The organism is Enterobacter cloacae complex sp. I3 (genome assembly GCF_014896175.1).
In the GTDB taxonomy this organism is placed as follows: domain Bacteria; phylum Pseudomonadota; class Gammaproteobacteria; order Enterobacterales; family Enterobacteriaceae; genus Enterobacter; species Enterobacter bugandensis.
On the sequence record NZ_JADBQZ010000020.1, the window covers coordinates 92,966 to 111,616 of the forward strand.

Here is an 18,651-nt window from a genome sequence, read left to right on the forward strand (position 1 = left end):
CGCGTTGCTAATACTTGAGCCTTACTGCGCATTTCCCTTCAGATGATGCGCAACTGGTTGAAATACGTTTTAACCTGATAAAAAGGCAAATAACAATGACACTCTCCTCTGTATTGCGTACCAAAGATAAAATAGGTTATGGCTTAGGTGATATGGCCAGCGCGCTGGTCTGGCAAACGGCCACATTATTTCTTGCTTATTTCTATACCGACGTTTTTGGTTTGCCTGCCGCGATCATGGGCACGATGTTTTTAGTGGTGCGCGTGGTTGATGCGTTTGTCGACCCGTGTATTGGCGCGCTGGTTGACCGCACGCAGACGCGTCACGGCCGTTTCCGGCCCTGGCTGCTGTGGTTTGCTATTCCCTTTGGCGTAAGCTGCCTTATTACCTTCTACGTACCGGACGTCGGGCCGACGGCAAAAATAGTTTATGCCTGCGCGACCTACGCGATTTTAAGTCTGATTTACTCCGCCATTAACGTGCCTTACTGCGCCATGCCGGGCGCGCTGACGCTGGATCCGCGCGAGCGTCACTCCCTGCAGTCGTGGCGTTTTGGCCTGTCATTTATTGGCGGGTTGATCGTAACGGTTATCGCTCTGCCGCTGGTCTCATTGTTGGGCCAGGGCAACCTGCAGAAAGGCTATTTCTATGCCATGAGCCTGATGGGGCTGCTGGGAATTGTGCTGTTCTTTTTCTGTTTCCTGATGACCCGCGAGCGTTATTCCCCGCGCAATGATACCTCCGGCTCCATGCTCACCGATTTAAAACTGCTGGCCGGTAACAGCCAGTGGCGCATTGTGTTTGTGTTTAATATTTTGCTGTTAACGGCGGTGGTGACGCGCGGCTCTGCCACCATGTATTACGTCAACTATGTACTGTTGCGCCCGGAGCTGGTCTTTGCCTTTATTGTTTCTGGCATGGTGGCCTCGCTAAGCGGCGCGTTATTATCTGAACGCCTGCTGGGGAAATTTGACCGCGTACGCGCCTATCAGTGGACGATAATGTCCTTCGTCATTTTCGGCGCGCTGATTTTCTTCCTGCCGCCTTCGCAGGTGTGGCTAATCTTTGGCCTTAACATCGTCTTTAGCTTTATTCAAAACCTCACCACGCCGCTCCAGTGGACCATGTTCTCTGATGTGGTCGACTACGAAGAGCATCGCAGCGGCCGCCGTCTGGACGGGCTGGTCTTCTCTACCGCACTGTTCGCCATCAAGTTTGGCCTTGCGCTGGGCGGGGCGGTGGTCGGCTGGGTGCTCGGCATGGTGGATTACGCCCCGGGCCAGGCAGCCCAGGCGCCGCACGTGCTCTCCACCATCAACGCCCTGTTCACCCTTATTCCGTGCGCGCTGTTCCTCTGCATGGTGGCGCTGCTTTCCATCTACAAGCTCAACAGCCGGCTGGTGGATTCCATCGCCCGGGAGCTGGCCAGCAAGCGTGAGGTAAGACCCGACGCGGGGCAGCTTAGCCCGGCAACCCCTTCCGCACTACAGGAGTAAAATATGACTGCTATCTATAAGGACGCGGGACGTCCCGTGCACGAGCGCGTCGCTGATTTACTGGCGCGCATGACCCCGGAAGAGAAGTTCGCCCAGATGCACGCCTACTGGCTGATCCTTGATGAAAACGGCAACCACCGGGAGCGCAGCGATTTGAGCGACGAATTTGCCGGCGTCAGCGAGCAGGCGGCGCTGAGCGAACGGCTAAAACTGGGCGTCGGGCAGATCACCCGTCCGCTCGGCACCCACATCGTTGACGCGAAAACCGGGGTGCGCGCGGCTAACCGTCTGCAGCGCATGATGATGGAAGAGACGCGGCTTGGCATTCCGGCGTTGTTCCACGAGGAGTGCCTGGTGGGGCTGCTGTGCAAAGACGCCACGCTGTTCCCGTCCTCGCTCAACTACGGCTCGACCTGGGACCCGGAGCTGGTGCAGCGCGCGGCAGAGCAGATCGGGAAAGAGGCGCGTTCCGTCGGTTGCCAGCAGGGGCTGGCCCCGGTGCTGGACGTTTCCCGCGACGTCCGCTGGGGGCGAACCGAAGAGACCTTCGGGGAAGATCCCTGGCTGGTGGGCGTGATGGCAACCGCCTGGGTGAAAGGGTTACAGGGCGACAAGCGCGATCTGCTGGCGACGCTCAAGCATTACGTGGGCCACTCGTTCAGCGAAGGGGCGCGCAACCACGCCCCGGTGCATCTTGGCTTTAGCGAGCTGAACGACACCTTCCTGCTGCCGTTTGAAATGGCGGTGAAGCTGGCAAACGCCGGTTCGGTCATGCCCGCCTACCACGACATCGATAACCAGCCGGGGCACAGCGACAGCTTCCTGTTGACCACCGTCCTGCGCGAACAGTGGGGCTTCGACGGCATTATTGTGGCGGACTACGGCGGCGTCAGCCTGCTGCACCAGCACCACGGGATTTCTCACGATGCAGCGGAGTCCGCCGCGCTGGCGTTTAACGCCGGGCTGGACGTTGAGCTGCCGAAAGATGACTGCGCACGCCATCTGGCAGAAGCGGTAGAGCGCGGGCTGATCTCTATGGCGAAAGTCGATGAGATCGTGGCGCGTACGCTGACCGAAAAATTCCGTCTCGGCCTGTTTGAGAACCCGTATGCCGATGAAAACGGCATCGATCTGCAAAATGAGATGACCCGCCAGGTGGCGCGGGAGGTGGCGACAAAATCGGTCACGCTGCTGGAAAACAACGGCATTCTGCCGCTGAACGGTAAACCCCGCGTGGCGGTGGTGGGGCCGACGGCAGACGATCCGCTGGCGTTACTCAGCGGGTATAGCTTCCCGGTCCATCTGATCATCAGCGATATGGTTGAGGAGACCTCGCAGGTGACGACGCCGCGCGCGGCGCTGGAGCAGTACCTGGCTGCATCGAACGTGCGCTACGCGAAAGGGTGCCACATTATCGAAAAACGGATGGCGGGTGCGCCGGTCTTCCCGGGCGACAGCGGCGGCAAGCCAATGCAGCAGTCTCCGGTGTCGCAAAGTACCGCACTTATCCCCGAGGCGGTCAGCGCCGCACAGGAGAGTGACGTGGTGGTGGCCTGCGTGGGCGATCTCGCCGGGCTGTTCCAGAGCGGCACGGTAGGGGAAGGCTCCGATACTGACTCCCTGAATCTGCCGGGCGTGCAGCAACAGCTGCTGGAGGCGCTGGTGGCGACGGGCAAACCGGTGATCGTCGTAATGACCGGCGGGCGTCCGTACAACCTTCAGGGGCTGGAGGAGAAGATTGCCGCGCTGATGATGGCCTGGGCGCCGGGACAGGAAGGGGGCTGGGCGATTGCCGATGTGTTAACCGGTCGCGCGGAGCCGCAGGGCCGGCTGGTGGTCAGCGTGCCGAAAAGCGCCGGGGCGATGCCATTCTACTATAACCACAAGCTGAAAAGCGGCGGCACGCCGTTCGCGTTCCATTTCGGTGCGCGTTACCCGTTTGGTTTCGGCCTCGGCTGGACGCAGTTTAGCTGGGGCACTGCCCGCGCCGCTGAAAGCAGCCTGCCGGTCGACGGTGAGGTGACGCTGAGCGTGGATATCACCAATACCGGCGAGCGCAGCGGCAGCGAGGTGGTGCAGGTCTACGTGCGGGACAAGGTCGCCACCCAGGTGCGCCCGCTACAGGAGCTTAAGGCCTTCCAGCGCGTCACGCTCTCGCCGGGCGAAACCGCCACGCTCACCTTCACGCTGCCGGTTGAGATGTTCAACTTCACCCGCCGTGACGGCAAGCGCGTCGTTGAGCCGGGCGAGTTTGAACTGCAGATTGGCGCATCGTCGGCGGATATCCACCAGGCGGTGACGGTCAATGTGACGGGGGAAACGCGGGTGCTGCCTGCTGAGTGGCGGATGCTCAGTACCTGTGAGGTTACGCGCGCGTAGTCAGGATAAAAAAAAGCCCATCGTGGGAGATGGGCAAAGACTACACACAGCAATTCGTTGTTTCACTCAGGGGATTTCCATGCTTATAAATCAAGGTGTTGATTTATAACCTTGAGCTAATAGTAGGCATGTCATCTTTCAGCGTCGATCGGATTCGTCTCAATAGTTAAAGAGACGTAAAGATTTCTTGAGAATAATAGCGGACTTAATGCTGAAATGGCGGGTCTGACCAGTGTGCAACGAATAAATACTTTAGCAGTGTTAAAGTATTGTGCGGGATAATGTAGGCCGGGTAAGCGCAAGCGCCACCCGGCAACAAGGCTTAATGGGTATTCTTTTCTTCCAGCTCTTCCAGCTCGCTCAGAATCACGTCCGGGTCGGTTCCAGGCGGCGGCACTTCATGAACCCAGGCGGAGAACAGACGCCAGGTAACGGCAAGCAGCACCGGGCCAATGAACAGACCGATCATCCCGAAAGCAATTAACCCGCCGATAACCCCGGAGAGGATCAGGATCAGCGGCAGGTCTGCGCCCATGCGGATGAGGATGGGGCGAATCACGTTATCCATGGTGCCAACCACGCAGCTCCAGACCAGTAGCACCGTTCCCCACGTGGTATCACCCGTCCAGTAAAGCCAGATAATGCTCGGAACCAGCACCAGCAGCGGCCCCAGTTGCGCAAGGCAGGTCATCAGCATGACTACGGTAAAGACGGTGGCGTACGGTACGCCGGAAATCGCCAGGCCGATACCGCCCAGCACCGCCTGCACCAGCGCCGTCACCACGACGCCCAGGGCGACCGCGCGCACGGCCTGCGCGGCCAGCAGCACCGCGGCGTCACCGCGTTTTCCCGCCAGGCGGGTGGCAAAGTGACGAACACCTAAAGCCACCTGCTCACCGCGCCAGTAAAGCAGGGCGCTGAAGACCAGCATCAGGGTACAGTGCATCATAAAGCGGCCGATATGTGCGGCCTGACCGACAAACCAGGTGGTGGTGGTGCCAATATACGGACGTACTTTCGCCATCAGCGCGCTGCCGCCCATCTCCAGCAGGCTATGCCAGCCGCTGTAAAGCTTAGCGCCCACGACCGGAATGCTGTTCAGCCAGCCGAGGTCCGGCAGAGTCAGGTCGCCGCTTGTCACGGCGCGGATCACCGGGCCGCTGGAGTCGACAAGGCTGTTTACCAGCAGCGCAACTGGAATAATAAACAGCAGGAACAGCAGCAGCGTCATCACCAGCACGGCCAGCCCGCGGCGGCCAAACAGCAGTTTCTGCAAGCGCAGCAGCAAAGGCCACGTGGCGACGACAACGGTCGCAGCCCAGGCAAAGCCGAGAATAAAGGGTTGAACAATCCACAGACACGCAATAATCATGAGGGCCAGGAACAGCACCGACAGCAGAATTTGCGCAACATCCCTGGGCTGGCGAAGATTGACCATAAATGAAACTTTCCTTAAAAGAACGCCAGTACCACTGGCGGGAATGGAAAACCGCGTCTCTCTTATCATTAGCGATCGCAGCGGTTTTTGACAGGCGAATTCTGCCTGTAATTCAGCAGAGATTATAAGAAAAAAATGTGATAAAACTTTTAAGATACACGCAAACGATTCCCACAACTCTAATTAGGGTCGACAGTAATGATCCCACAGATTTCTCAGGCACCTGGCGTCGTTCAACTGGTGCTTAATTTTTTGCAGGCACTGGAGCAACAGGGTTTTACAGGTGATACCGCCACGAACTATGCCGACAGGCTGACGATGGCAACCGATAACAGTATCTACCAGCTTCTTCCCGATGCGGTCGTTTTCCCTCGTTCTACGGCCGACGTGGCGCTTATCGCCCGGCTGGCAACGCAGGAGCGGTTTGCCTCTCTGGTCTTCACGCCGCGCGGCGGTGGCACCGGAACCAACGGTCAGGCGCTGAACCAGGGCATCATTATTGATATGTCGCGCTATATGAACCGCATCATTGAGATCAACCCCGAAGAGGGATGGGTGCGGGTTGAGGCGGGCGTTATCAAAGATCAGCTTAATCAGTACCTCAAGCCTTACGGCTACTTTTTTGCCCCTGAACTCTCCACCAGCAACCGAGCAACCATCGGGGGGATGATCAACACCGATGCCTCCGGGCAGGGGTCGCTGGTCTACGGTAAAACCTCCGATCACGTGCTGGGCGTGCGGGCAGTATTGTTAGGCGGCGATATCCTTGATACCCAGCCGATGCCGGTCGAACTGGCGGAAACGCTGGGTAAAGATAACACCGCCAGCGGGCGCATCTACCGCACCGTGCTGGAGCGCTGCCGCGACAACCGCCAGCTTATTCTCGACAAATTCCCCAAACTGAACCGCTTCTTAACGGGCTACGACCTGCGCCACGTGTTTAACGACGACCTGACGCAGTTTGATTTAACCCGCGTGCTGACCGGCTCCGAAGGAACGCTGGCGTTTATTACCGAGGCGCGGCTGGATATCACCCGCCTGCCGAAGGTGCGTCGCCTGGTGAACGTCAAATATGACTCCTTCGACTCCGCGCTGCGCAATGCGCCGTTTATGGTGGAAGCGCAGGCGCTGTCGGTGGAAACCGTCGACTCTAAGGTGCTGAATCTGGCGCGGGAAGATATCGTCTGGCACTCCGTGCGCGAGCTGATTACCGACGTGCCGGACAAAGAGATGCTTGGCCTCAACATCGTGGAATTTGCCGGTGATGACGCGGAGCTGATTGAAAGCCAGGTGACGACGCTCTGCCAGCGCCTGGATGAGCTGATTGCTCATGGCGAAGGCGGCGTGATTGGCTGGCAGCTTTGTCACGATCTGGCCGGTATCGAGCGTATTTACGCCATGCGTAAAAAAGCCGTGGGCCTGCTTGGCAATGCGAAAGGGGCGGCGAAGCCGATTCCGTTTGCCGAAGACACCTGCGTGCCGCCCGAGCATCTGGCGGATTATATCGTCGAGTTTCGCGCCCTGCTGGACAGCCACGGCCTGAGCTACGGCATGTTCGGCCACGTGGATGCCGGGGTGCTTCACGTGCGTCCGGCGCTGGACATGTGCGACCCGCAGCAGGAGATCCTGATGAAGCAGATCTCCGACGACGTCGTGGCCTTGACCGCCAAATACGGCGGTCTGCTGTGGGGGGAGCACGGGAAAGGGTTCCGCGCGGAATACAGCCCTGCATTCTTCGGGGAGCAGCTTTACGCGGAGCTGCGCAAGGTCAAAGCGGCGTTCGACCCGGATAACCGCCTCAATCCGGGGAAAATCTGCCCGCCTGAAGGGGTGGACGCGCCGATGCTCCGGGTGGATGCCGTTAAGCGCGGTACGTATGACAGACAGATCCCGATTGCGGTGCGCTCGTCCTGGCGCGGCGCGATGGAGTGTAACGGCAACGGCCTGTGCTTTAACTTTGACGTGAAAAGCCCGATGTGCCCGTCAATGAAAATCACCAGCAACCGCATTCACTCGCCGAAAGGGCGTGCGACGCTGGTGCGCGAGTGGCTGCGTCTGCTGGCGGACCGTGGCGTCGATCCCCTGAAGCTGGAGCAGGAGCTGCCGGAAAAACGGGCCAGCCTGCGCTCGCTGATTGAGCGCACCCGCAACAGCTGGCATGCCAATAAGGGTGAGTATGATTTCTCCCATGAGGTGAAAGAGGCGATGTCCGGCTGTCTGGCCTGTAAAGCCTGCTCTACCCAGTGCCCGATTAAAATCGACGTGCCGGAATTCCGCTCGCGCTTCCTGCAGCTCTACCACACCCGCTATCTGCGTCCGGTGCGCGATCATCTGGTGGCGACGGTGGAAAGCTACGCGCCGCTGATGGCGCGCGCGCCGAAGACCTTTAACTTCTTTATCAATCAGCCGCTGGTGCGCAAGCTTTCCGAAAAGCATATCGGCATGGTCGATCTGCCGTTGTTGTCGGTGCCGTCGCTGCAGCGCCAGCTCGTCGGCCACCGCTCGGCGAACATGACCCTGGAGCAGCTCGAAGCGCTTACTCCTGAGCAAAAAGCGAAGGTGGTGCTGGTGGTCCAGGATCCGTTCACCAGCTACTACGACGCGCAGGTGGTCGCTGACTTCATCCGCCTGGTTGAAAAACTGGGCTATCAGCCGGTAGTGCTGCCGTTCTCGCCAAACGGCAAGGCGCAGCACATTAAAGGCTTCCTGAACCGCTTTGCGAAAACGGCGCAAAAAACCGCTGATTTTCTCAACCGGATCGCCGAACTTGGGATGCCGATGGTCGGCGTCGATCCGGCGCTGGTGCTTTGCTATCGCGATGAATACAAGCAGACGCTGGGTGATAAGCGCGGCGATTTCCACGTCATGCTGGTGCACGAGTGGCTGCCGGCAGCCCTGGAAGAGAAGGCCATTCAGGAGGCGGGCGGTGAACCGTGGTATCTGTTCGGACACTGTACGGAAGTGACGGCGCTGCCCGGCGCCCCGGCGCAATGGGCGTCTATTTTTGCGCGTTTCGGCGCGAAGCTGGAGAGCGTTAGCGTGGGCTGCTGCGGCATGGCGGGCACCTACGGCCACGAGGTGAAAAACCACGCCAACTCGCTCGGCATCTATGAGCTGTCGTGGCATCAGGCGATGCAGCGATTGCCAAGAAACCGCTGCCTGGCGACGGGCTACTCCTGCCGCAGCCAGGTGAAACGGGTTGAGGGTAACGGCGTACGCCACCCATTACAGGCTTTACTGGAGATAATTGGATGATCTGGAAACGTGCCGTCACGCTGCAGGCGCTAAACGCCATGGGCGAGGGGAATATGGTGGGGCTGCTGGATATCCAGTTCACCCGCATTGGGGAAGACGATCTGGAGGCGACGATGCCTGTCGATAGTCGCACCCATCAGCCGTTTGGCCTGTTGCACGGCGGGGCTTCCGTCGTGCTGGCGGAAACCCTGGGCTCCGTCGCGGGATATCTCTGCACCGAAGGCGAACAGAAGGTGGTCGGGCTTGAGGTGAATGCCAACCACATTCGCTCGGTGCGCAGCGGGCGCGTGCGCGGTATCTGCCGCGCGCTGCACGCTGGCAGCCGCCACCAGGTGTGGCAGATTGATATTCTCGACGAGCAGGATCGCCTGTGCTGCTCGTCGCGTCTGACGACGGCGGTCGTGTAAAGTTTTCAGATGAATTGCCTTTGGTCAAAAACTAGCCAGCGTGTTGTGATATACTGGTCAGGATTTGTACATAAGCGAGGACATCATGGATACTGAAATAACCCCAACACAGCTGGCAATTGAATATTTACGTCGCGATAAGAGCAACCTGTCTCCGGCGCAGTACCTGAAAAAGCTGAAACAGCTTGAGCTGGAGTTCACGGATCTGCTGGCGCTCTCTTCGAATGAACTGAAAGAAGAGATCTACTTTGCCTGGCGGTTGGGCGTTCACGTCCATTGAGTGAGTGTTGTTGAACAGGCCGCGAGTGCGGCCTTTTTTGTGTCTGACATTCAGTATTTAGCGGGGAGCTTGTTGATTTTAATAAGCCTGCCTTCTTCCATTTCGATAAATCCGCCGGTTTTTAAATCCGCCAGAATGCGCATTACGCCGCTGCGGGAGAGCTGGGTTTTCTCCCGAATATACCTTTCCGCCGTTACGCTGCTGCGATAACTTTCATCTTCCTCCATCAGCTTTATGAGCTGCTGGCGAATCATCTCATACGCCGTCGGTGCGCCCTGCGGCATCACGTTGTTATAAAGCCGGCTATAGACAAACATCAGTTGTCTGGAGAGCAGGCCCCATAGCCCTTTTTCTTTGATAATGTCAGCCACCTGTTCAGTAGGGATACTGCCTATCAGGCAAGGGCTCACCGTGACGAGGTAATCATTGAAATAGATGTCCGTCAGGTTAGCAAGACCAAACAGGGCAGGGCTGCGGGCGGTAGAAAGCATCATGTTATCGCTGGTGCGATAGAGGGCAATCGTCCCCTCGAGGATTAAATAACAGATCCCCTGAACCGTTAACCTCGAGGTTGAGTCGTTCACCGCGGCCCGTTCGACGCACGGTGCAATAAGGCTCCAGATGCGCGATCAGTTCCTGGGCGTAAGGGGAGCCGCGAGACGATTTATCTGTAGAGGACATAGCCGTAAACCTGGAAGATAATCTTATGCTTATAGTTTCGCTCTTCTCTCGCGCTATCTCCAGATATTATTGTGCTTTCAGTACTTCCGGGGTAAATGGTTAACTTCTATCAGCACGCCACGGTCCATGGTGATGTATTTCCCCGTACGCAGTTCTGCCAGAATCCGCATAATTCCGCTGCGGGAAAGGTAGGTACGGCTCTTAATGTAGGCCGCTGCGGTGATGTTTTGTCGAATTGCCTCAGGCTCCTGCATTAATTCAACCAGCTGAAAGCGGATGATATCGTAGGCGGACATCTGTGATATTTGCGCGCAGTGCTCGTACACCCGCGATGCCGTGTAGATCAGCAATTTAGAAAAGTGTTCCCAGAGATCGTGCTGTGCAACCACGTTGTTAAACGTTTCCAGCGGTACGGATGCTAATTCGGATGTCTCCAGGGCCCTAACGTAAAGATGTTCCGATGAAAACTGACTGCTGACACCCAGTATAAAAGGCGCTGATTCTGAATTTAACACAATGCCGTCGCCGCGGCGGTGCAGCGCCACGCTGCCGTGTAACAGCATAAAACATTGGCGTTCGTCATTTCGGTAATATTGTACGACTTCACTTTTCGAAAGAATGATTTTCTCTGCACCAGGAAGGACATTATCAATTATACGCTCTATGTGCCTTAAGGGTTTTAATCCCAGCACTGACGATTTCTCATTGTCTAAAACGGCTGCAATTCGCGTGTTCATAATATACCTCACTTCAACAGATGCGATCGTTTTTCAATCAGCGTGGAGAATTATCTTAAAAAGCAGCGAAGCAGGGAATAATACTCGGAAGTCTAATAATAGACCGGAAGGGTTGAGTATCTTAACGTTATGAATTTTATCGTTAAAGGGCGAAAGTCTAAAAGTAGACTGGCGATAAAGTGAACGATCCAAATGTTTATTTTTTGTTAAACTCCAGTCTACAGCTAGACCTGAAAATAGATTGTCTCGCACAAAAGAGTTGTATAAATTTTGACTCGTCGACAGAAACACCCATCTGAAACGCTCGACACGATGAGAGTGATATTTTGTTTCTGATGGCCTCTAAAAAAGAATGGCAGAATGAGGAACGTCTGTTTTGCCTGAATATCAGTAATAAATAAAGTAATACAGGAAATGGCTTTATGAAAAAGAAAATTATTGTTGCCATATTTGCGGCAGGCTCTGCATTGACAATGACTCAGGCTTTCGCGGCGGCAGGTACGGTTAATTTTAACGGTAATATTTTGGATAATGCCTGCGATGTGGATGTGGCATCCCAGAATCAGGTTGTGGTCCTCGGCGATTATTACAAAACGGAATTCCCGACAACGGGTTCCCGAACCGCAGCGACGCAGTTCAATATCGTACTGAAAAACTGCCCGGTGACCGTTACCTCCGCGAAGGTGCGTTTTGACGGCACGCCAGATTTAACCAACGCAAGCCTGCTGGCGATTGATTCCTCCGTTGTGGGAGCAGCAACGGGCGTGGCCATCAACCTGATGACGGGGGATAAGGCCGATCTGCCGCTGCATGGTAGCAACAGCTATACCTATGCGCTGAGCAGCACCGCTGATAATACGCTCAACTTCTATGCCCAGTATATTTCGACTGCGGCATCAGTGACCGCGGGCCCGGCTAACTCGGTTGCTAACTTCTCTGTGATTTATAACTAAGTCTTTTGCAGTAATCAGTATGGGGCCACCCGGCCCCTTTGTTTTATGAGGTATTCAATGCGTTTTATCACAACAATCGGTCTGGCCGCAGCAGCGTTACCGCTGACATTTTCAATCGCCAATGCCGGGGTCATCATTGGCGGCACCCGCGTTATTTTCGACGGTGCAAAAAAAGAAGCAACCATTAGCGTGGACAATGCCGATAGCGCGCCCTTTTTAATTCAGTCGTGGATTGATGCGCCGGAGGGAAAAACAGATAAAGCGCCTTTTATCATTACGCCTCCGCTTTATCGACTGGATGGTGGCCAGAAAAATATCGAACGCATTGTTATGACAGGTTCACTCCCTCAGGAACAAGAAAGTTTATTCTGGCTCAATATAAAAGCCATTCCTTCTGCAACGAAACAGGCTAACGCACTGCAAATTGCGGTGAAAACGCGTATCAAGTTGATTTATCGCCCGGCTAATCTTCACGCGTCAACGCCTGAAGATCAGGCTGGAAAATTAACGTGGCAACGCAACGGGAATGAAATTCAGGTTACGAATCCGACACCTTATGTCATCAATTTTAATGAAATATCTGTGGGCGGAAAAAAGCTGGATGATGTTTCGTATGTATTACCTGGCGCGTCGGCCCGGTTCCCGTTATCGCATGGAACCAGCGGAAATACGCTGACGTTTAAAGTCATCAACGATTATGGAAGCCCCGGCGCGTTGCATCAAGCCAGTTTGTGATTTTGACAAACGGTAATACCCGCATTACTCAGGTTATCAGCAATGAAAATACAGCAATATAAAGTACGTCCTCGACGCCTGGCGACACTCATCGCCCTGGCAATGACGGGGTCTTCTCCCACGCTTTATGCCAGCGAAACGTTTAATACCGAACTGGTCGAGCTGGACAACCCAGGGATGGGGAAAGCCGATTTATCCGCATTTGAATCAGGCTCTCAGGCACCGGGGACGTACCATGTTGATATTATTCTTGACGATCAGCTCATGGAGACCCGGGATATTACCTTTGCCGCAGCAAAAACGCCTGATGGAAATGACGTATTACAGCCATGCCTGAGCATTGAACAATTAAAACAGTGGGGCGTTAAGACAGCGCTCTTTCCACAGCTGGTCTCAGCGAAAAGCGACTGTGCCGATCTTAAGGCCATTCCACTGGCCTCGACGGATTTCCAGTTCAACGCGCAGCGTCTGGTTATCAGTATTCCGCAGGCGGCTATTGATATACCGGCGCGTGGCTATGTGCCACCAGAAATGTGGGACGAGGGCATCAATGCCGCCATGCTCAATTACAGCCTGAGCGGGGCCAACTCCTGGGCGAAGACCGGAGGGGCTAACAGAACGGACAGCCAGTATGCCAACCTGCGTCCGGGGATCAACATTGGGCCGTGGCGCCTGCGCAACTACACCACCTGGTCCCGGGATGCGTCGGGTCAGGATAAATGGGACACCGTTTACACCTATGCGCAGCGGGCCGTTATTCCCCTGAAAGCGCAGCTGACGCTCGGCGACAGCTCTTCCCCGGCTGACGTGTTTGACAGTATCCCTTTTCGCGGCGGCCAGCTGGCGTCCGACGATGACATGCTGCCGGATTCCCTGAAAGGCTACGCGCCCGTGGTTCGCGGTATTGCGCGCACTAATGCGCACGTGGTGGTGCGCCAGAATGGCTATCAGATCTACCAGAGCTACGTCGCCCCGGGGGCGTTTGAGATAACCGACATGTACCCGACGGGCGGTGCCGGGGATCTGGATGTGACAATCAAAGAAGCGGATGGAAGCGAACAGCATTTCACCCTGCCTTACGCCTCTCTGCCGGTACTGCAGCGCGAAGGGCGTCTGAAGTATGCCATCACGGGTGGCCAGTATCGCGCCTATAACAGCAGCGTGGAAAAGACGCCTTTCGGGCAACTGACCGGTATTTATGGTCTCCCGCAGGGCCTGACGCTGTACGGCGGCGTGCAGGGATCGGGCAAGTACCGGTCGCTCGCCGTTGGGGTGGGTAAAAACATGGGGGATTTTGGTGCGATCTCCACCGACGTAACCCAGGCCTGGTCTACGCCGGATAACACGGCCAAAACCAGCGGCCAGTCCTGGCGCGCGCGGTACAGCAAGAACTTTATTGATACCGGAACAAACTTTTCGATTGCGGGGTATCGCTATTCGACCAGCGGCTACTACGGAATGCAGGAAGTGCTGGACTCCTGGGGAGACAGTACCGCGCTGCAGGACAGGCGGCGTAACCGCGCCGAATTGACCATGAGCCAGACGCTGGGCGGGGATTTGGGGTCCCTGACCCTCAGCGCCGCGCGGGAAGACTACTGGAATTCGGGCAAATCAATGGCGTCCTGGAGCGTCGGGTATAACAACTACTGGCATAACATCAGCTATGGCGTGACCTGGACATACAGCAAAAACGCCAGCGCAGCCTCGTATGGCACCGGAAGCAGTAAAACGTACGACCACGACCAGCTTCTGGCATTTAACGTCAGCGTGCCGCTGGAGAAATTCCTCCCGCAGACGTGGGCGAACTATGGCATGAACGCCAGCAAGAATAACGGCACTACGCACAGCCGGGGCATGAACGGCGTGGCCCTGGAAAACAACGCCCTTAACTGGAACGTGCAGCAGGGCTACGGCACGGACGGCGTGGGATATACCGGCAACATGAACGGGGATTACAAAGGGACCTACGGCGAAGTGACGGCGGGCTATGGCTACGACAGGAACAGCGAGCGTCTGAACTACGGCCTGCAGGGGGGCATCCTGGCCCACGCGGACGGCATCACCTTTTCCCAGCCGCTGGGGGAAACCAATGCCCTGATTAAGGCACCCGGCGCCCACGGGGTGGATATTCGAAACCAGTCCGGTATGCGAACGGACTACCGGGGCTATACGGTGGTGAGCAACCTCTCCGTGTACCGCAAAAACGACCTCACGCTCGATCCGGAAAATATGCCTGACGACGTGGAACTGGAGATCAATACGCGCACGGTCACGCCAACGCGAGGCGCGGTGGTCAGGGCAGATTATCTCTCTAAAGTGGGGCGCAAGGTGCTGATGACCCTGATGGACGACGGTCGATTCGTTCCATTTGGGGCGATGGTGACGCTCGCCGGAGACGGTCACAGTAGTTTTATCGTCGGCGATCGCGGACAAGTCTATTTAACCGGCATGAGCGAGCAGGGGACGCTGATCGTGGCGTGGGGAAATCAGTCCGGCCAGCAGTGTCGCGCGGATTTCACGCTGCCGAAACAGGCCACCTATGGTGGCGTCACCCTCGTTAACGCCCTTTGTCGTCGGGAACATTAAGATGAAAACGATGAAATTTTTGCTGTTGCTCTGTTTATTGGCGGGCTGGAATGGTGCCTGGGCCGGGACGTGCACGACGATCGTGCCGCAAACGTCTTCGCTGTCGGTGGGCACCCTCAACGTGCAGCGCGATGCGCCTGTGGGAACGGTGATATTCTCCGGTGCGGCGTCAAATACGGGGTCCTATCTGACCGGCTGCAGCAATCCATTAATGCTGGGTTTTAGCATGCGGTATAACGGCGCCACGCTCAGCACCTATGGGAATCATGTTTACAATACCAACGTCAGCGGGATTGGGATTCGATTTTCATCGAACAACTATTTTGATAACCCGAGCAATACCTTCTCATACAACGCGCAAACCTCCTACGTCGACTGGTATGGCGGAAAAATTGAACTGGTGGTGACCGGGCCGGTTTCATCCGGGGCGCTCACGCCCGGCGTCATCGGCGTGGTAACCCTTCAGGGCAGCGACGCTATTTATCGCGATGGCCTGACAACGCAGTTGACCAGCGGCACGATCAATGCCCTGGCGTGTACGATTAATACGCCACAATTAACCTTCGCCATTGGAAATATACCCGCCTCTTCCTTTACTGGCGGTGTGGGGACGTCGCCGGTAGGCGCGCAAAATACGCAGAACCTCGGATTAAACTGCAGCGCCGGGACCAATATAAACGTCACGTTGAGCGGCATTCAAAATCCGGATAGCGGCAATACCAGCGTGATGGCCCTGACGGGGCAGGGTAATTCAGGAACAGCAAAAGGGGTGGGCGTTCAGCTCATCTATAACGGTACGCCGCTGGCCATGAACAGTCGCCTGCTATTAAAACAGTCCGCGGGTGGAGTCGAAACGCTCCCGTTAACGGCCCGTTATTATCAAACGCTGGGGACCGTTCAGTCGGGAACGGCCAACGCCTCGGCCACGCTTAATATAACCTACCAGTAGCAGGTGAGAAGATGAAAATAGCGCACAAAAAAACGCTCCTGCTTGCCCTGTTGAGCTGGAGGGCGTTTTCCGCCGATACGGTCAATATCGGCGTAACGGGGAATATCGTGGCATCGCCCTGCATATTTAATGGCGGGAATACGAATCTGGATATTAACCTCGGCAATATTCAGGCTTCCAATATGGCGACGCCAGGATCCACGTCCGATCCGGTTGCGTTCAATCTGCTTTTTACAAGCTGTCCGCTGGGAACCCGCAGCGTCACGGTGACGTTCGCAGGTAACCCGGATCCCGCAGCAGGCGCGGACTACTACATGAACAGCGGAACGGCCACTGGCGTTGCCGTCGCCATGAGTGACGCCGCGACCGGCTCGCTTAAAGGGACGGGCTCCAGTATCACAAAGGCTATTGCGGCAGACAGCACTGCCACGATGCCCATGCAGGCCTGGGTCAAATCCGCTTCAGGCGGTGTTACGCCCGGAAGCATCAGTGCCGTTGTTGTGATGACCATGCAGTACAACTAAATGACAGTGATACGTATCTATTAAAGACGTTGGTAGGAACTATGTTAAATATCCTGATTCAGGAAACGGATCTGTTTTTTCAGGCTGGGCTACAGAACTTTTTAGAGAATTTTTTTAAGCAAAACTTTAATCGCGCCATCACCTTTAATCTTGACCTGACCCATGAAAACGTCAGTCAGGCCGATATTATTGTTCTGTCATTGTGTCAGGGTGAAACACTGACCTGTTTTCCCGAGTTACTGGCCCGGAAAAAAGGGATTGTGATAGGTTTCGTCGACGATGAGCTGCGATTTTCAGCGTCGCCCTCCTGCTTTCAGGACATCATTTTTCTCTCTCGCCGTGCATCGCTTGATCGTATCAGTGGTGAACTGTTTATCGCGTGGTTCAGGACACAACTACCGGGTTACAAGTGGACTAAAAGGAGCTGTTTCGACTGCCAGCATAAAGGTTTATCCCGGCAACAAATTCGCATTATGGTGAATTTTTACAGAGGGCTGTCGGTTGTGCAGATCGCGCACGCGCTGGAGATGAGCGAGAAAACGGTCTTTACCCATAAATATATGATGATGCAAAAATTTAATCTGCGCAGCGATTACGAGCTGATCGTATTGCTGAGAAGGTTGATGGAGAAAAAGAGCCAACCCAACCAGCTTCGCGACTTCCTGGAAAACGATTATGTATAACCTGGCAATGCTCAATCAAAATTTTTCAGGCAACTTATTAATATTAAGTAACACACCTCTTTGCATGTCGATATAGCCCCCTTCTTTTAATGCCGAGAGTATACGCATCACGCCACTCCGGGACAGGTGGGTTTTATCTCTGATATAGCTTTCAGCAGTGACACTGAGCCTGAACGAGGGTTCTTCGTTTGAGAGCGCATAAAGTTGGGCGATGACAATATCATAAGCGGAAGGGCCCGTTAAATCTTCATAACTGTGAAAGAGCTTACCTGCCAGGCTCATCAGATGATATGCCAGGGGCTCCCAAAGGTTATGACGCTTAACCGTCTCATTAACAAAATCCATTTTAAGGATGACGATGTCACAGTTATTGAATGTCTTGATATAGCCGCGCATCTGGGTCTGATGCAAATTGCTGAGGCCGATCACCGCGGGCCCTTGAACCGTAGCCATCGCTAAATCGTGGTTGCTACGGTGTATCATGACACGTCCTTTGAGCAATACATAACAGAGACGCTCATTGCCAACCACAAAATTTAATCGACGGCGTGGCAGCACTTTTTTTAAATCTGAACCGTGTTGAAGATAATCGATCAGCAAATTTGTCGCTGATGAAGGATCACATACCCATTTTGTGGAGAACTCATCGAGCATACGCGCGCCTGTCCGTCAAACCTTCCAGTAGTCATGGGGTTCAGTATAGCGTGGATCCTGCCGAGTCTCCCTAAGCGCGCGTTTTGTTCAGTATTTCAAAGGTAAGTGATTGATAGAAATCAAGATACCGCGTTTAAGTTCAACGCATCCCGCATCCCGAAGTTCTGCAAGGATCCGCATTATGCCGCTCCGAGACAGGTAGGTTCTGCTTTGGATGTAATTCGCTGCGGTAATATTGCTGCGGATACGCTCCGATTCGTTCATCAGTTCAAGCAGCTGGAACCGGATTATCTCATATGAGGACATCTGTGAGATCAATGTGCAGTGCTCGTAAACGCGAGAAGCGGTGTAAATCACTAACTTGCACAAACTCTCCCACAGTCCAAAACTCTCGATCAGCAGATTGAAACGTTCCAGAGAAAGGCGGCTCATCACAGCATTTTCATTCACTCTGACGTACAGGTTTTCGGTCTGTGAGAACTGATTACTGATACCCATAATGAAAGTCGCTTGTTCAGAGTTAAGCACCATACCATCCCCTCGACGGTTCAGCGTGACACCACCTTGATGAAGTATGTAACAGGTTCTTTTTTTACCGGAATGATAGCGCAGGACTTCGCCTTTATTCGCATTAAAACGCGTGGCAAAGGGAGCGATTTGTTCAATAATTTTATTGATATCATCAACGGGCTTAAATGCATGCGCAGGAGTAACCTCAGTGATTTCTCCCGTTGACATTTTAGTATTCATATTAATCCCTCCAGACGCTCTTTATGTTTGTCAAAAGATGCGTCAGAGATTATCTATCCGAGGGGAGTATAAATAAATAATAGGTTGATTTCATAATGGACTCGACCATTAACAAATATTTAATAATTTGAAATAGCCCAATTA

15 protein-coding genes, 1 other RNA gene and 1 pseudogene are annotated in these 18,651 nt (G+C 54.9%); 11 read left to right on the forward strand and 6 right to left on the reverse strand.

Going from position 1 to position 18,651, the window contains the following annotated elements:
* The first annotated feature begins 95 nt into the window (after positions 1-95).
* Both IM271_RS16565 and IM271_RS16570 read left to right on the forward strand, forming a co-directional pair.
* Positions 96-1,496, forward strand: coding sequence for an MFS transporter (locus tag IM271_RS16565; RefSeq protein WP_193052885.1), 1,401 nt, complete (start codon positions 96-98; stop codon positions 1,494-1,496).
* 3 nt (positions 1,497-1,499) lie between these two features.
* Positions 1,500-3,875 (forward strand): glycoside hydrolase family 3 N-terminal domain-containing protein, encoded by a 2,376-nt coding sequence (locus tag IM271_RS16570; RefSeq protein ID WP_193052886.1) that lies wholly within the window; start codon positions 1,500-1,502, stop codon positions 3,873-3,875.
* A 5-nt stretch (positions 3,876-3,880) separates the two neighbouring features.
* Here IM271_RS16570 and rprA read toward each other — a convergent pair.
* Positions 3,881-3,988, reverse strand: an RNA gene (gene rprA / locus IM271_RS16575) — antisense sRNA RprA.
* Positions 3,989-4,197: 209 nt separating this feature from the next.
* Entirely contained in the window at positions 4,198-5,313 is a 1,116-nt protein-coding gene (ydiK, locus tag IM271_RS16580) for an AI-2E family transporter YdiK (RefSeq protein WP_028012839.1), read from the reverse strand.
* 198 nt (positions 5,314-5,511) lie between these two features.
* Between ydiK and IM271_RS16585 the strand changes: the two genes are divergently transcribed.
* The 3 genes from IM271_RS16585 to IM271_RS16595 all read left to right on the forward strand — a co-directional run bounded on the left by IM271_RS16585 (position 5,512) and on the right by IM271_RS16595 (position 9,255).
* Positions 5,512-8,568 carry an FAD-binding and (Fe-S)-binding domain-containing protein gene (locus tag IM271_RS16585; protein ID WP_193052887.1) on the forward strand — a complete coding sequence of 1,019 codons (3,057 nt, stop codon included), beginning with the start codon at positions 5,512-5,514 and terminating at the stop codon, positions 8,566-8,568.
* Positions 8,565-8,975 (forward strand): 1,4-dihydroxy-2-naphthoyl-CoA hydrolase, encoded by a 411-nt coding sequence (gene menI, locus IM271_RS16590; protein ID WP_028012841.1) that lies wholly within the window; start codon positions 8,565-8,567, stop codon positions 8,973-8,975. Before IM271_RS16585 ends, menI begins: the two co-directional genes overlap by 4 nt.
* 85 nt (positions 8,976-9,060) lie before the next feature.
* Positions 9,061-9,255 carry a YdiH family protein gene (locus IM271_RS16595; RefSeq protein ID WP_003857766.1) on the forward strand — a complete coding sequence of 65 codons (195 nt, stop codon included), beginning with the start codon at positions 9,061-9,063 and terminating at the stop codon, positions 9,253-9,255.
* Between the two features lie 50 nt (positions 9,256-9,305).
* Here the strand turns inward: IM271_RS16595 and IM271_RS16600 are convergent.
* A pseudogene (locus IM271_RS16600) lies at positions 9,306-9,936 on the reverse strand (helix-turn-helix domain-containing protein).
* Positions 9,937-10,013: 77 nt separating this feature from the next.
* Positions 10,014-10,673: a winged helix-turn-helix transcriptional regulator gene (locus IM271_RS16605; protein WP_049000776.1), complete on the reverse strand. Its 660-nt coding sequence runs from the start codon at positions 10,671-10,673 to the stop codon at positions 10,014-10,016.
* 422 nt (positions 10,674-11,095) lie between these two features.
* Between IM271_RS16605 and IM271_RS16610 the strand changes: the two genes are divergently transcribed.
* Genes IM271_RS16610 through IM271_RS16635 form a run of 6 tightly spaced genes read left to right on the forward strand, consistent with a single transcriptional unit; the run spans position 11,096 to position 17,103 of the window.
* Positions 11,096-11,626: a fimbrial protein gene (locus IM271_RS16610; RefSeq protein ID WP_155026188.1), complete on the forward strand. Its 531-nt coding sequence runs from the start codon at positions 11,096-11,098 to the stop codon at positions 11,624-11,626.
* A 57-nt stretch (positions 11,627-11,683) separates the two neighbouring features.
* The gene (locus tag IM271_RS16615) at positions 11,684-12,361 is read left to right on the forward strand and encodes a molecular chaperone (RefSeq protein WP_126300203.1); all 678 of its coding nucleotides are present in this window, start codon (positions 11,684-11,686) and stop codon (positions 12,359-12,361) included.
* Positions 12,362-12,403: 42 nt separating this feature from the next.
* Complete coding sequence (locus IM271_RS16620; protein WP_193052888.1) at positions 12,404-14,947, forward strand: fimbria/pilus outer membrane usher protein; 2,544 nt, start codon at positions 12,404-12,406, stop codon at positions 14,945-14,947.
* 1 nt (position 14,948) lies between these two features.
* Positions 14,949-15,896 (forward strand): fimbrial protein, encoded by a 948-nt coding sequence (locus IM271_RS16625; protein ID WP_193052889.1) that lies wholly within the window; start codon positions 14,949-14,951, stop codon positions 15,894-15,896.
* An 11-nt stretch (positions 15,897-15,907) separates the two neighbouring features.
* Positions 15,908-16,420, forward strand: coding sequence for a fimbrial protein (locus IM271_RS16630; protein ID WP_193052890.1), 513 nt, complete (start codon positions 15,908-15,910; stop codon positions 16,418-16,420).
* Between the two features lie 41 nt (positions 16,421-16,461).
* Positions 16,462-17,103, forward strand: a complete 642-nt coding sequence (locus IM271_RS16635; protein WP_028012849.1) for a LuxR C-terminal-related transcriptional regulator — start codon at positions 16,462-16,464, stop codon at positions 17,101-17,103.
* Positions 17,104-17,118: 15 nt separating this feature from the next.
* Here the strand turns inward: IM271_RS16635 and IM271_RS16640 are convergent, their stop codons facing one another.
* Together IM271_RS16640 and IM271_RS16645 are read right to left on the reverse strand one after the other, a co-directional pair.
* Positions 17,119-17,757 carry a winged helix-turn-helix transcriptional regulator gene (locus IM271_RS16640; protein WP_082697278.1) on the reverse strand — a complete coding sequence of 213 codons (639 nt, stop codon included), beginning with the start codon at positions 17,755-17,757 and terminating at the stop codon, positions 17,119-17,121.
* An 87-nt stretch (positions 17,758-17,844) separates the two neighbouring features.
* Positions 17,845-18,507: a winged helix-turn-helix transcriptional regulator gene (locus IM271_RS16645; protein ID WP_028012851.1), complete on the reverse strand. Its 663-nt coding sequence runs from the start codon at positions 18,505-18,507 to the stop codon at positions 17,845-17,847.
* Positions 18,508-18,651 lie beyond the last annotated feature (144 nt).

Coding starts and splice junctions, on each gene's coding strand:
- IM271_RS16565 (WP_193052885.1), top strand. CDS start 96: ATGACACTCTCCTCTGTATTGCGTACCAAAGATAAAATAGGTTATGGC.
- IM271_RS16570 (WP_193052886.1), top strand. CDS start 1,500: ATGACTGCTATCTATAAGGACGCGGGACGTCCCGTGCACGAGCGCGTC.
- ydiK (WP_028012839.1), bottom strand. CDS start 5,313: ATGGTCAATCTTCGCCAGCCCAGGGATGTTGCGCAAATTCTGCTGTCG.
- IM271_RS16585 (WP_193052887.1), top strand. CDS start 5,512: ATGATCCCACAGATTTCTCAGGCACCTGGCGTCGTTCAACTGGTGCTT.
- menI (WP_028012841.1), top strand. CDS start 8,565: ATGATCTGGAAACGTGCCGTCACGCTGCAGGCGCTAAACGCCATGGGC.
- IM271_RS16595 (WP_003857766.1), top strand. CDS start 9,061: ATGGATACTGAAATAACCCCAACACAGCTGGCAATTGAATATTTACGT.
- IM271_RS16605 (WP_049000776.1), bottom strand. CDS start 10,673: ATGAACACGCGAATTGCAGCCGTTTTAGACAATGAGAAATCGTCAGTG.
- IM271_RS16610 (WP_155026188.1), top strand. CDS start 11,096: ATGAAAAAGAAAATTATTGTTGCCATATTTGCGGCAGGCTCTGCATTG.
- IM271_RS16615 (WP_126300203.1), top strand. CDS start 11,684: ATGCGTTTTATCACAACAATCGGTCTGGCCGCAGCAGCGTTACCGCTG.
- IM271_RS16620 (WP_193052888.1), top strand. CDS start 12,404: ATGAAAATACAGCAATATAAAGTACGTCCTCGACGCCTGGCGACACTC.
- IM271_RS16625 (WP_193052889.1), top strand. CDS start 14,949: ATGAAAACGATGAAATTTTTGCTGTTGCTCTGTTTATTGGCGGGCTGG.
- IM271_RS16630 (WP_193052890.1), top strand. CDS start 15,908: ATGAAAATAGCGCACAAAAAAACGCTCCTGCTTGCCCTGTTGAGCTGG.
- IM271_RS16635 (WP_028012849.1), top strand. CDS start 16,462: ATGTTAAATATCCTGATTCAGGAAACGGATCTGTTTTTTCAGGCTGGG.
- IM271_RS16640 (WP_082697278.1), bottom strand. CDS start 17,757: ATGCTCGATGAGTTCTCCACAAAATGGGTATGTGATCCTTCATCAGCG.
- IM271_RS16645 (WP_028012851.1), bottom strand. CDS start 18,507: ATGAATACTAAAATGTCAACGGGAGAAATCACTGAGGTTACTCCTGCG.